This window comes from Candidatus Pseudomonas auctus, from assembly GCF_048654275.1.
Lineage (GTDB): Bacteria > Pseudomonadota > Gammaproteobacteria > Pseudomonadales > Pseudomonadaceae > Aquipseudomonas > Aquipseudomonas pharyngis.
Map to the genome: position 1 here is coordinate 805,875 of NZ_JBJYZK010000001.1, position 13,567 is coordinate 819,441.

The 13,567-nt window shown below is 56.9% G+C and carries 9 protein-coding genes; 5 read left to right on the forward strand and 4 right to left on the reverse strand.

Annotated elements, in window-relative coordinates; translation table 11 throughout:
* The gene (locus tag ACKUG4_RS03595) at positions 1–702 is read right to left on the reverse strand and encodes a response regulator (protein ID WP_007960391.1); all 702 of its coding nucleotides are present in this window, start codon (positions 700–702) and stop codon (positions 1–3) included.
* A 263-nt stretch (positions 703–965) separates the two neighbouring features.
* Between ACKUG4_RS03595 and ACKUG4_RS03600 the strand changes: the two genes are divergently transcribed.
* The 4 genes from ACKUG4_RS03600 to ACKUG4_RS03615 all read left to right on the forward strand — a co-directional run bounded on the left by ACKUG4_RS03600 (position 966) and on the right by ACKUG4_RS03615 (position 6,604).
* On the forward strand, positions 966–2,123 hold the full coding sequence (locus tag ACKUG4_RS03600) for an efflux RND transporter periplasmic adaptor subunit (protein ID WP_064596879.1): 1,158 nt from the start codon (positions 966–968) through the stop codon (positions 2,121–2,123).
* A gap of 15 nt (positions 2,124–2,138) precedes the next feature.
* Entirely contained in the window at positions 2,139–5,237 is a 3,099-nt protein-coding gene (locus tag ACKUG4_RS03605; RefSeq protein WP_445433459.1) for a multidrug efflux RND transporter permease subunit, read from the forward strand.
* A gap of 79 nt (positions 5,238–5,316) precedes the next feature.
* Positions 5,317–5,958 carry a DUF1345 domain-containing protein gene (locus ACKUG4_RS03610; protein WP_011334304.1) on the forward strand — a complete coding sequence of 214 codons (642 nt, stop codon included), beginning with the start codon at positions 5,317–5,319 and terminating at the stop codon, positions 5,956–5,958.
* 163 nt (positions 5,959–6,121) lie between these two features.
* Positions 6,122–6,604, forward strand: a complete 483-nt coding sequence (locus tag ACKUG4_RS03615) for a hypothetical protein (RefSeq protein WP_064596883.1) — start codon at positions 6,122–6,124, stop codon at positions 6,602–6,604.
* Positions 6,605–6,679: 75 nt separating this feature from the next.
* On the opposite strand, the gene ACKUG4_RS03620 is transcribed toward ACKUG4_RS03615, so the two are convergent.
* The 3 genes from ACKUG4_RS03620 to ACKUG4_RS03630 all read right to left on the reverse strand — a co-directional run bounded on the left by ACKUG4_RS03620 (position 6,680) and on the right by ACKUG4_RS03630 (position 12,021).
* Positions 6,680–8,923 (reverse strand): autotransporter outer membrane beta-barrel domain-containing protein, encoded by a 2,244-nt coding sequence (locus ACKUG4_RS03620; RefSeq protein ID WP_445433460.1) that lies wholly within the window; start codon positions 8,921–8,923, stop codon positions 6,680–6,682.
* A gap of 203 nt (positions 8,924–9,126) precedes the next feature.
* Positions 9,127–11,124, reverse strand: coding sequence for a hypothetical protein (locus ACKUG4_RS03625; RefSeq protein ID WP_445433461.1), 1,998 nt, complete (start codon positions 11,122–11,124; stop codon positions 9,127–9,129).
* A 93-nt stretch (positions 11,125–11,217) separates the two neighbouring features.
* The gene (locus ACKUG4_RS03630) at positions 11,218–12,021 is read right to left on the reverse strand and encodes a hypothetical protein (protein ID WP_064596890.1); all 804 of its coding nucleotides are present in this window, start codon (positions 12,019–12,021) and stop codon (positions 11,218–11,220) included.
* Positions 12,022–12,246: 225 nt separating this feature from the next.
* Between ACKUG4_RS03630 and ACKUG4_RS03635 the strand changes: the two genes are divergently transcribed.
* Positions 12,247–13,275 (forward strand): LacI family DNA-binding transcriptional regulator, encoded by a 1,029-nt coding sequence (locus ACKUG4_RS03635; RefSeq protein ID WP_445433462.1) that lies wholly within the window; start codon positions 12,247–12,249, stop codon positions 13,273–13,275.
* Positions 13,276–13,567: the final 292 nt, after the last annotated feature.

Here is a 13,567-nt window from a genome sequence, read left to right on the forward strand (position 1 = left end):
TCAGCATTCCCACTCGGAACGGCTGAACAGATACCCCTTGCCCCACACAGTCTTGATCTTCCGCGCCTCGCCGGCGTGGTCGTCGAACTTGCGCCGCAGTTTGGAAATCGCTACGTCTACCGAGCGGTCGGTGCCGTTGAATTCGATGCCGCGCAGACGTTGCAGAATCTGGTCGCGGCTCAGCACTTCACCGGCGTGACGGGCCAGCACCACCAGCAGGTTGTATTCGCCGCTGGACAGCTCGACCGGTTGTTCGCGCCAGGTCACCGTGCGCTCCGACAGATCGATGCACAGATTGCCCATCAGGATCCGGTCGTTGGCGGTCATCGGCTCGCCGAGGCTGCTGCGCCGCAGCAATGTGCGCACCCGAGCCAGCAGGACGCGCGGCTCGCAGGGTTTGGTGACGTAATCGTCGGCGCCCATTTCCAGGCCCAGCACCTGATCGTGGCTGTCGTCGCGGGCGGTGAGCATCAGGATCGGCAGCGTTGCCGAGTCGGCGCGCAGCAGGCGACAGACCTGCAAACCGTCGAGGCCCGGCAGCATCAGGTCGAGAATCACCAGGTCCGGCGGATTGAGCCGTGCCCGCTCGCGCACATGGTCGCCACGACCGATCACGCTGACGGAGTAACCGTTGCGTTCCAGATAGCTGGAAATCAGTTCGGCGAGGGCGGTGTCGTCTTCGACCAGGAGGATGTTGGGCATTGAGGTGATCCAGAAATACAGTGGCGACCCATCGTCCGCTATCGCGAGCAGGCTCGCTCCCACATTTGGAATGCAATCCCTTGTGGGAGCGAGCCTGCTCGCGATGCTTTATCTGTCGCAATAAATATCAAGGCGTAAAGGATATACGCCCTCACCCGTCCCTGAGCAAAACCCTTACACAATTTCACACAGCACCTACAAAGCTTCACCGCTACCCTCGGCGACTGTCCGTAGGATGCGCAGATCAATATTGGGGGTTGTACATGTCGAAGAATCTGCTGGCCGGGCTCGGCCTGATCGCATTGGCGCTGACGCTGAGCGCCTGTGATAAATCCTCGAACGCCGAGGAACAGGCGCCGCCGGCCACCGTGCGGATCGAAACCCTTGAGGCGCGCCCCCTGTCGATCAGCAGCGAACTGAGCGGGCGGATTGCCGCGCCGCGCATTGCCGAAGTCCGCGCCCGGGTCGCCGGCGTGGTACTGCAACGTACCTACCGCGAAGGCAGCGACGTGAAAAAGGGCGACGTACTGTTCCGCATTGATCCGGCGCCGTTCAAGGCCGACCTCGATAGCGCCGAAGCCGCGCTGCGCAAGGCCGAGGCCAACGCGTTCCAGGCAAAACTGCAGGAGCAGCGCTACGCCCAGTTGATCGAAGACAAGGCCATCAGCGCTCAGGACTATGACAACGCCCGCGCCAACGCCCGGCAGACCGCCGCCGACGTGGCCGCCAACAAGGCTGCCGTCGAGCGGGCGAAGCTGAATCTGGGCTACGCCACCGTCACCGCGCCGATTTCCGGGCGCGTCGGTCGTGCTCTGGTGACCGAAGGCGCGCTGGTCGGCCAGAACGAAACCACGCCCATGGCGCTGATCCAGCAACTGAACCCGATCCACGCCGACCTCACCCAGTCGACCCGCGAACTCAATGAGCTGCGCCGGGCATTCCGTTCCGGCCAGTTGCAGCAGGTCGGTCAGGATCAGGTCAAGGCCACGCTGATCCAGGACGACGGCAGCCTCTATCCGTTGCCGGGCAAGTTGCTGTTCAGCGACATCACGGTCGATCCGGGCACCGGGCAGATCATCCTGCGCAGCGAGTTCCCCAACCCGGATCTCGATCTGTTGCCCGGCAGCTACGTTCGCGTGCGCCTGGAACAAGGCGTGATCCAGCACGGTCTCACCGTGCCGCAACGCGCGGTACAGCGTGACAGCGCCGGTGTGGCGCAAGTCCTGACTGTCGACGATCAGATGCGTGTTGCCCAGCAGCCGGTGCAGCTTGGCGCTGTGCAGAACGACCGCTGGATCGTCACCGGTGGCCTGAAGGCCGGCGACCGCATTGTCATCGAAGGCCTGCAACACGCCCGTCCGGGCGAAGTGGTGCAGATCGACGACACCCCTCTTCCACTTGCCCAGACCTCTGGTCAGTAAGCAGGACGCTCTTCTATGCCGCAGTTCTTTATCGACCGCCCGGTGTTCGCCTGGGTCGTCGCGTTGTTCATCCTGTTGGCCGGTGCGCTGGCCATCCCGCAATTGCCGGTGGCGCAATACCCCGACGTCGCGCCGCCGCAGATCGAAATCTACGCCGTTTACCCGGGCGCCTCGGCGCAGACCGTCGATGAAAGCGTGGTCAGCCTGATCGAGGAAGAGCTCAACGGCGCCGATCACCTGCTGTACTTCGAATCGCAAAGCAGCCTCGGCAGCGCCACGATCAAGGCCACGTTCCAGCCGGGCACCAACCCGGAGCTGGCGCAGGTTGATGTGCAGAATCGCCTGAAGGTAGTCGAGTCACGCCTGCCGCAAGCGGTCAATCAGCAAGGTTTGCAGGTGGAGAAAGTCTCCGCCGGCTTCCTGTTGCTGATCACTTTGACCTCCAGCGACGGCAAGCTCGACGACGTGGCGCTCAGCGATTACCTGGCGCGCAACGTGATGAACGAGATCAAGCGCATCGACGGTGTCGGCAAGGCCCAGTTGTACGGCGCCGAGCGGGCGATGCGGATCTGGGTCGATCCGCAGAAGCTGATCGGTTTCAACCTGACACCCGCTGACGTCAACGCCGCCATCGCCGCGCAGAACGCCCAGGTGTCTGCCGGCAGCATCGGCGATCTGCCGAACCCGAGCACCCAGGAAATCACCGCGACGATTCTGGTCAAGGGCCAATTGTCGACGCCGGAAGAGTTCGCCGACATCGTGCTCAAGGCCAACCCGGACGGCTCCACCGTGCGCATCAAGGATGTGGCGCGGGTCGAGATCGGCAGCCAGGAATACCAGTTCGGCACCCGTCTGAACGGCAAGCCGTCCACCGCCGTCGGCGTGCAACTGTCGCCGGGCGCCAACGCTTTGAGCACCGCCACGCTGATCCGGGCAAAGATGGATGAACTGTCGCGCTACTTCCCGGCGGGCGTGGAATACAAGATCCCCTACGACACTTCGCCATTCGTGAAGGTCTCGATCACCAAAGTGATCTATACCCTCGGCGAAGCCATGCTGCTGGTGTTCGCGGTGATGTTCCTGTTCCTGCAGAACATCCGTTACACCCTTATTCCAACCCTGGTGGTGCCGGTGGCGCTGATGGGTACCTTCGCCACCATGCTGGCGCTGGGGTTCTCGATCAACGTGCTGACCATGTTCGGCATGGTGCTGGCCATCGGCATTCTGGTGGACGACGCCATCGTGGTGGTGGAGAACGTCGAACGGATCATGGCCACCGAAGGCCTGTCGCCCAAAGAAGCGACACGCAAGGCGATGAGCCAGATCACCGGCGCTATCATCGGCATTACCCTGGTGCTGGTGGCGGTGTTCATTCCGATGGCCTTCATGCAGGGTTCGGTGGGTGTCATCTACCGCCAGTTCTCGCTGTCGATGGCCACCTCGATCCTGTTTTCGGCCTTCCTCGCCCTGACCTTGACCCCGGCACTGTGCGCCACCTTGCTCAAGCCGATTGCCAAGGGCGAACACCACGAAAAAACCGGGTTCTTCGGCTGGTTCAACCGCCGTTTCGAGCAACTGACCGATCGCTATCAGGCCTGGGTCGGTTACGCGCTGAAACGCACCGGTCGTTACCTGCTGATCTACGTTGTGTTGCTGGTCGGCCTAGGCCTGTGCTTCGCGCGCCTGCCCTCCTCGTTCCTGCCGGTCGAGGATCAGGGTTACACCATCACCGACATTCAACTGCCACCCGGTGCAAGCAAGAACCGCACGGTGCAGGTGGTCGAGCAGATCGAAGCGCACAACGCCGGCGAACCGGGTGTGGGCGACAGCACCGTGATTCTCGGTTTCAGTTTTTCCGGTAGCGGGCAGAACGCCGCGCTGGCGTTCACCACGCTCAAGGACTGGTCACAGCGCGGCAGCGACGACTCGGCAAGTTCGATTGCCGACCGCGCCAACATCGCCCTGAGCCAGATCAAGGATGCCGTGGCGTTCGCCGTGCTGCCGCCGCCGGTGGATGGTTTGGGTACGTCCAGCGGCTTCGAGTTCCGCCTGCAGGATCGCGGCGGCCTCGGTCATGCGACCTTGATGGAGGCTCGCACCCAGTTGCTCGCGGCCGCCGAGAAAAGCCCGATCCTGATGAACGTGCGTGAAAGTGCGCTGGCCGAAGCGCCGCAAGTGCAGCTGGAAGTGGATCGCAAGCAGGCCAATGCACTTGGGATTTCCTTCGCCGACGTCGGCAACGTGCTGTCCACCGCCATCGGCTCCTCGTACGTCAATGACTTCCCCAATCAGGGGCGGATGCAACGGGTTGTCGTGCAGGCCGAAGGCGACCGTCGCAGTCAGGTCGATGACCTGCTGAAGATGCACGTGCGCAACGACGCCGGGAAAATGGTGCCGCTGTCGGCATTCGTGCGAGCCACATGGACTCAAGGCCCGGCGCAGCTGACCCGTTACAACGGCTACCCGGCGATCTCGATTTCCGGCGAGCCGAAACCCGGCCACAGCACCGGCGAAGCCATGGCGGAAATCGAGCGGCTGGTGGCCCAGGGGCCGACAGGCCTGGGTCAGGAATGGACCGGTTTGTCACTGCAGGAACGTTTGTCCGGCAGTCAGGCGCCGATTCTGCTGGGCCTGTCGCTACTGATCGTGTTTCTGTGCCTGGCGGCGTTATACGAGAGCTGGTCGATTCCGACATCCGTGCTGCTCGTCGTACCGCTGGGCGTGCTTGGCGCGGTGCTGGCGGTGACTTTGCGCGGGATGCCCAACGACGTGTTCTTCAAGGTCGGGCTGATCACCATCATCGGTCTGTCGGCGAAGAACGCGATCCTGATCATCGAGTTTGCCAAGAGCCTGTATGACGAAGGTCACGATCTGATTGATGCCACGCTGCAAGCGGCGCGTCTGCGGTTGCGGCCGATTGTCATGACTTCGCTCGCGTTTATTCTGGGTGTGGTGCCGCTGGCGATTGCCACCGGCGCGAGTTCGGCGAGCCAGCAGGCGATTGGTACCGGGGTGATTGGCGGGATGATTACCGCAACATTGGCGGTGATTTTCGTGCCGGTGTTTTTCGTTGTCGTAATCAAGCTTGTACGCCGGTTCACCAAGCCTGATTGATAGAGCGCTCCCGGCGCGGTGGCCAGAGGTCGCCGCGCTGGGCTAAGGTGTCTGAACCGCCCTGGCCCATCGAGTCCCCATGCGCTTCCTCGCCCGTACCCACCCTCGCCTGTCTGCCGCTGCTTTGTTTGGGCTTGCCGTCGGCCTGCTCACACCCGCCGACTCCGTCATCAGCAAAATCCTCATCGGCTGGAATGCCGGGATCTGGACGTACCTGATCCTGATGCTTTGGCTGACCATCCGCGCCAAAGCGCCGGACGTCAAACGCATCGCCGAAGTCGAGGATGAAAATGCCGGGCTGGTGCTGTTCGTCGTCTGTATCGCCGCTTTGGCCAGCCTGGCGACCATTACTGTCGAACTGGCTGGCAGCAAGGACCTGGAAACCACCCGAAAACTCCTGCACTACGGTTTTACCGCATTGACCGTGATTGGCTCATGGCTGCTGATCGGGGTGATCTTCTGCGTCCACTACGCCCGTCTGTTTTACACCTGGGACGGCAAGGAGCCGGCGCTACGCTTTTCCGAAGGCCTGACGACACCCGATTACTGGGACTTTCTGTACTTCTCGTTCACCATCGGCGTCGCTGTGCAGACGGCAGATGTCGGCGTGGCCACGCGAGAGATCCGCAAGATCGTGCTGGCACAGTCGTTGATCGGGTTTGTGTTCAACACGGCGATTCTCGGGTTCTCGATCAACATTGCGGCAGGGTTGTTTGGTTGACAAAAAATACTCCATGAACAGCACTCATGCTTCACCTTTTTCTCGGTTTGTAAACTGTCAGGTATGACAGTTTACAAACGCCGGTCTTAAGCGCTCTGATAGGGAATCCGGGAAGTTCCATTACCTGGATATCCAAAATGTCATCAATGCAGAGACAACTTTTATGAAAAATATCAAAAGCATGGCCAAGGCCGGTAATTGCTCTGGAACCGTTGGCGTTGACAAGCCATTCAATGCTCAACTGGTAGAGCTGACATCGAAAGTATTTCCCCCTCCATTTGGTTCAGCTTTGGTCATGTTTGCCAGGCATCGCGAACCACACCCGAGCTACAAAACAAAAGAAATCTATATTTCGTTCGGTAGAAGTTTGGCGAATGATGAATACATTGTCACACCAGAGTCCAATCAGGTCCGTATCACCTTTGTCGATAACACTGTATCGACGGAGCCTTTGATTTATTCGCAGAAAAGCGGAGTCGCAACGTTGGCATTTGACAGTGAAGAAAGCATTTTTTCGGGAGAATTGACAAATGTCGTATTGCTGAATCAGGACGAAGAAGACGTGGAGCTGCTGGTCAACCTAAAATTCAGTGCACGCGGTGATGTCTATAACGCAGGATTCAATAAGAATTCGAAGGTTGCTTGAGACGCATGAATATTGGCACGCAATAAAAAAGGAAGCATTGCTTCCTTTTTTATTGATCTCTTATTACAGAGTCGTCTAAAAGTTATAACGGGCACCAATATTCAAGCCTATTGGCCGCTCTATATTTTTCCCGTTGCTGTAGTCCGCATCAAAGTGCACCTGCAGGCGGTCGGTCATGGCAATTGCCACGCCAACGGCCAGTTCACCTCGACTGCCCGACAAGTCATTGTTGAATACATTGTTGTTGACCTTGACCTCATTGTTTTTCGCGAACTCGTGTGCCATCGCGACACGGGCGTAAGGTTGAACTTTCAAATCGCGTTCGAGCACAAATGTGCGTCCCACGGTCATGCCGGCCTCACCCAGGAGTGATCGAGTACGGTCGCCATCGGCTTGCATGTCGTTATCCAGGGAGAAATGCTTGCCCTCAATGACCACGCCGGACCACTTGGTGTAGGGCTCAATGAAAACACCATCATCCAGTTTGATGTGCCGCCCCAGCTCGACTGAACCACCCAGTCCCGTGTTGTCGTAATCGCCCTTGGCCCTGCCACCGTCACTCAAGCCGACTTTTGCGTCGTTGCGAAAGCGGTTCACCTTGAGCACAGCATCAACGTAATAACCGCTGAGCGGGTCAATCCAAGTGAGGTAGGTTCCCAGATAATTGCTTGTAACCGTGCCGGAAGTGCCGCCATCCAGGTTCAGATCCGACTTGCTGTGCCCTGCCATCACGCCGATCAGCCATTGTCCGTCTCCAAATGGCAGTGGAGTATCAGCGCCTAACGTAAAACCCTGCTGGGTTTGTTGGTAGCCGACACCTGAGGCATCGGCGACATTGTATTTGTTGCCATAGGTACGCCCCCAGGCACCACCTTGCCCACCGTTGAAACGCAACTCGCCCATGCGCGAACGAAGTGAGGCAAGTTCGCCATACCACACGGTCGGCGCAGTGTTGAATAGCGCCAACACCGAACGCGCTCCAGGGCTGACCGTTTTGGTTGTGGGGTCAAGAATCCAGTCATTGCCGTTTTTTTCCAGACCGTATGAGTAGGTGCCAAGGTCGACAGGACGATTCATGAAGAACTCCGCATCGCCCCCGGCAGTCTGAACCACCCGGATCGGTTGACCGGCCGCCGGATCAACACCGGAACTGCTGATTGCGAGCTCATGGCGACCCGTCGCTGTCCCCGTCACATTCAGCAAGTCTGTCTGACCCGTGGTGAAGTCAGTGCCCAACTCGAAACGGCCAGCTCCCGCCAGTTGCCCGACGTTCAATTGATAAAAAGCATTGTCAGCGCCGAAGCGCACGGTGCCACCGTTCAAAGTAAGGTTTTCAATCTGGCCATCGCCCACCAGAACCCAACGAGATGTGTCGTTGATGGTTGCATGAGAAACGTTTTCCAAACGCCCGGTCAGCGCCGAGTTGTTTTGCAATACCAATTCAGCCGTGCTGCCAGCTTCATTGATGACATTGCCATTCAAGGTACTGTTATTCACCGTCATCGAGGCCGTTGCACCGCCCCGTACATCCAGTATCGTGCCGTTGCCTGCCACCAGATTCGCATTGTCCAGAGTGATGGTCGCTCTGGACGATCCAGCGTTGGCAAAGTCGACCAGAATGGCGGAGCCCGTTACGCCTTCAACGGTTGTATTGGCAAGGCTCAGTGTCGCAGGCTGGATGGAGTTACCGTCCAGCCCAACGATTACACCGGTTTGTCCTCCTTTGATTGTGCTGTCCGTTGCCGTTGCCTGACCGCTGGCCTGGCGCAACCCATAACTGCTGGCACCCGTTGCTTGAAGGGTTGAGTCGACAATATCCAGACGACTGAACGCGCTAACCAATGCGCCGCCCGTCACGCCGGTTATGACGCTTTTGCCGCTTACGGTGGCAGTCGATCCGGTCAGGGTACTTGCGTCACGCACAACCTGGAGCCCGATCCGATTGCCATTGATCGTGCTGTTTTTAATGCTGCCATCGCTGTTGACAAGTGTCACCGCTGCCAAACCACTTACACCTGAAACGTTCGCGCCGCTCAGATTAACTTGTGAACCATTGCGGGCAGCAATTTGTTGGGTATTACCCGCGTTGACATTGAGTACTGAAGCATCCGTGTTGATAAACAAGGTGTCAGCACCATTGACATTCAAGGTTGCATTGGAAGTGAGCGTCCAGTCCTCGGGAGTGCCTCCAGTAATCGTTGTGGTCCCTCCGATCAGAGTTCCTGCGATGGCCATTTGCGAAAACGGAGCCAGAACCGATGAAAGCACTAGCCCCCAACGGATATCGTGTAGAAGTAAATTCAATACTGTTCTTTGCATAGTGAACACCTGTTATTTAAGGCAGGCCACGGAGAAAGGGCCATGAAAACGAGGCTCGCTAAGCTAGCTTGAAATAGCGCCAATTTATGTAGGATTAATCTCTTTTTTTCTTCGGAAAGGTCCACCATAAAACTTTTATACGGTGAACAAAGTAACAGCAGACAGCACGCCCGACTCACCGGTCGCACTGTCTGCCGCCCGCTTCAAGGTGCGGGGTAAACCTCGTCACAGAACTGCGCCTCACTGTTTGTCAGCAGGATGAAATGCTGCGCCTTTGCTGAATCGGGAGTCGGTGTTGTACCCGAACGAGTAATGGTATAAGACAGCACTCCGTTTGCCCGGTTGGCTGGTTTGAAGTGTGTTGCATATGTACCAATGTCAATGGGTGCGCCTGCATCCGGATAAGGATCAGGTACGTCTAGCTCTGCTTCAGTATCCGTCCCTGGAACCAGTACTGGAGGAGTGGTATCAGTATACGCTGCGAAACTCAACGTAATTTTTTCGCCAGGAACGGTGTAGGCACTTTTCGGAATGATGACACGCAAGTTCCGCCGAGAAGTTCCGTCACCGGCTCCCCAGTTCAATGTCGCACAACCGATTCTTTTCAGTGGACCAGCAAGATTTTGCACTTCAGGTGCCGGTGTCTGGATTGGAAACGCAGCAACAGGAATATCTTTTGGAGTACAGGAAATCGGGTTGGGATTGCTATCACTATGAAGTATCCAGTGGACAGGTTTGGTGCCTGGACCTTGAGTGAATATAGTGCTCCAGGGTAAAGGCGCCGGTAGTATTGTGCCCTCATCACCGTCCTTCAGTTCGAAAGTTCTCACCAACTCACCGTCATAGTAGATCGAAGCTTTCCAACCTTCTTCGGTAGGAGGGGCGGCGAACAGTTCGACAGAAAGCGTCGCATCATTCCCGTAGTCCGATTCCTCTACCTTGTCTGTACTACCGCCCGCAAACTGCAATACAGGTTGCTTAAGATCAGGGTTGTCCGGATCGGGCTCATTGGGATTGACAGGGCCGATGTAGAAGATATTGACAAGGGTCGTGTCCTTGTTGCCACCAATACGTCGATTGCCTCTGAACATGGCATAACTGAATTCGGTTGTTTCATCACCGTCGGTATTGCCGTATACCTTCTTGATCGTGGCATAGGGTACATCCCAGATCAGCTTTCCACCAACGGCGCCACTGACGGGTTTCTCACCCAACTCCTCACTACCCCAATAAGCCGCCAAGGTGTCTGTTGGCGCATTCGGAACAGGCACTTCGGCCTTAAGAGTAACGCCCTGATTGCAGTCAGCCAGATCAATCAGATCGTCTGCAGCCAGTGGTACTACCGGAATTTCAAACACCGTCGGATCGGCAATCCGTCTGATTTCGCGGGTGACGGGACTCGATTTTTTTCCCACGTTACCGGCAAGATCCCTTACTTGATAGATAACCGAGTTATTACCCTCTTCAGCGTCAACGTAGGCTTGGATGGGTATCGTAAATTCACGGGAAGCAGGCAAGGTGACTTTAAGTACCGGCTCGTCAATCTCCGGAACCGGAGCCTTGCCAAACCAGGCCCACAATTCGTCCGTGGCGTGATAATTGCCGTAAGCCGCAGCAGTCAAATTGATACCGTTCGGATTATTCGCGATGACGGCTTCGTCGATGACGCTGCCAGGCGGGATGGAGGCCGGGTAATTGGCCGCCTTGGGAGAAAGATTGGAAGCCGGCTCTTTGACTCTGTAAGGCGCCGTCCGGTCAATGATGTATGTCTTAATATCCGAATGGCCTTCATTGACTGCACCGTACCAGTAGATATATTGAACTTCGTATTCTGTTGGAGTCTCCGGTGTCGTTTTCTCGCTCATCCATTCCCCTAACGGAATGTTTTTTTGCAAAGGCCATTGGCGAGCGGCAATCGGCCCCAGTATTTGCATGGGTTCGATGTCGAGCCAGGGGGTTGTGCCTTTTACACGAATTTTGAACTCGATCAGATCATCTTCATCTTCTGGTTCAGTTGGCTTTGGGATGGTGTACACAAGTGGCGCGGCAAGCGCTGCCACCGGAATACGCAAGTCGCCGCCAGGCAGCGTTTGTGCAGGAATGGTAACGGCTGGAGGATCTGCGAACGCTCCAGATGCGCCATAACTTTTCTGAAGTAAAACCCTCCTGGACAATATAGCTTTTTCAACCCGACTGTTCATTTTAAAACTCCCGCTATTAAATTTATCAAGACGTTATATTTTCGATTACCGCTTTCCCCACAGTACTGCTCAAAACTCACTCACCGTCGAACTTCAAGGGCCGCAGGGCAGTTCTTGACCCGGCAGAATTCTGTCAATTTTTGCCAGTGCGACCTCGGACGTTCCTACTAGTCTTCTTCCACGATACATTCGATAAATAACAGTGACCGAGGACTCCCTCTCCATGGGTTTTATATGTACATCGTAGGGCTCCACCAAGAGCGAATATCCTTCACGAATGTCCTTGTCAGTCAGACTAGTCCGTACATTTCTCCATCTCGCGCGAACGATCTCCAGGCCGCTGCCATTTGGCGAAGAATAGCCTCGCCAGGTCACTTCACATCGATCGCCTGTTCTAAATAAAGTTAATGGAGGAACACGAATATGTATGCCTTCCCAAATCGGCGGAGTTGTTTGGCAGTTGTAGTAACCCCAGATATCGGTATTCAAAAATTCGACACCTTCCAGATCGACCGGTACAGGCGTGCGATCAATCGTCAGGTTCCGCCGCTGTGATTTGGATGGATTATCGGCCGTGTCTAAAAGGTCATACCAGAGTTCTCCGACGCCATCATTCAACAAGTGCTCGGGGCCGATATGTATCCTGAACTCAGGCCGCATATCTTCGGGGCGGTAGATGTTCTGGATTTTTACCGGGGTTTGGCCGGGCTGCTCAAAGTTCACAGTCAGAATATCCCGCTCCCCGGGATCGGTGGCCGGCTCTTTCCAGAGGGGGACGACAACGTCAATCCCCGTGAGGAGTAACTCGAGCGGAATCCATCCCTCCGGATCGATTACCGGATCGTCTACGCCGTCGACCTGCGGCGGATCGAAATCCAACGGATCACTTGAGATCATGAGCAAAACCCTTCTTGAACATGGCTGAATGTCAGATATTGCATTGACTGGGCGCTGACCAGATTAAGCGCCGTGTCGAAGCGATCGCCAACTGTCAGATCTGACAGGTCTTTCTACCGTCGGTCGGTTTTTCTTGTGAGGAAGCGGTTTTTCTGACTTGACGAGGAGCCGAGAAACGGCTTTCCTGAAACCGGTTTCATGGCATAACAACAAGGTCCACCCCCTATGAATGACTTCTCCAGCGCCCAGCGCAGCCGCGTCACCATGCTAGACGTCGCCGAACACGCCGGCGTGTCCAAGGCAAGCGTCTCGCGCTTCATCGGCGACGACCGCGCCCTGCTCTCCGATGCGATTGCCCAGCGCATCGAGCAGGCGATTGCCGAACTCGGCTACCGTCCCAATCAAATGGCTCGAGGCTTGAAGCGCGGCCGCACCCGCCTGATCGGCATGCTGGTGGCCGATATCCGCAACCCCTATTCGATTGCCGTGATGCACGGGGTGGAAACCGCCTGCCGCCAACACGGTTACAGCCTGGTGGTGTGCAACACCGACCGCGATGACGAGCAGGAACGCCAGCACCTGGCGCTGTTGCGCTCGTACAACATCGAAGGGCTGATCGTGAACACCCTGGGCCATCACCGGGATGAGCTGGATGAGTTGAAGCGGGAAATGCCGCTGGTACTGGTGGATCGCAAAGTCGATGGGCTGGAAAGCGACATGGTCGGGCTGAACAACCCGCAAGCCATCGAGATGGCGCTCGAACATCTTCAGCAACGTGGCTATCAAGATGTACTGCTGGTGACCGAACCCTATGACGGCACCAGTTCGCGGATCGAGCGGGTCAGCAGCTTTCAGCAGCAGATTGGCCAGCGCAAAGACATGCGTGGCGCGGTACTGGAAACTGACTCTAGCCTTGTGAACGATCTTCAAACCTTTTTGAACACACCTGATAACGGCCCGAAAGCCCTGTTCTGCGCCAATGGCGTGGCGGCGCTGGCTTGCACCCTGGCGCTGCGCGAGATTGGCTGCCGATTGTTCGAGGATGTCGGGTTGATCGCCCTGGATGATCTGGATTGGTATCCGTTGGTGGGCAGCGGGATTACTGCCCTTGCCCAGCCAACTGCCGAGATCGGGGCGCAGGCGTTTGAGTGTTTGCTCAAGCGGTTGCGTGGGAATGATGAAGCGGCGCGGACACTGGATTTTGCGCCGGTGCTTATTGAGCGCGGTTCGACCCGTGGGTTTTGTAGTGACTAATACGGCCTCTTCGCGGGCAAGCCCGCTCCCACAGGTATTGGGGTGTACCTGAGATTTGTGAGCGACCCGCTATCTGTGGGAGCTGCGGTGCGACGATTCGACTTGCCAGCGATGAGGCCAAAAAGAACAACACAGCCTTGGCTGATTTTTTTTGAACAAAAATGAAACCGGTTTCAGAGGTAAATAACAATGAATAAACCCGCCGTTTCCAGCAATTTCCCCAACCAAGGCTCGACCCATGTGTCATGCACGGATCATGACTCTTTTGCCCAAGTGACTAAACCCGCCGTTT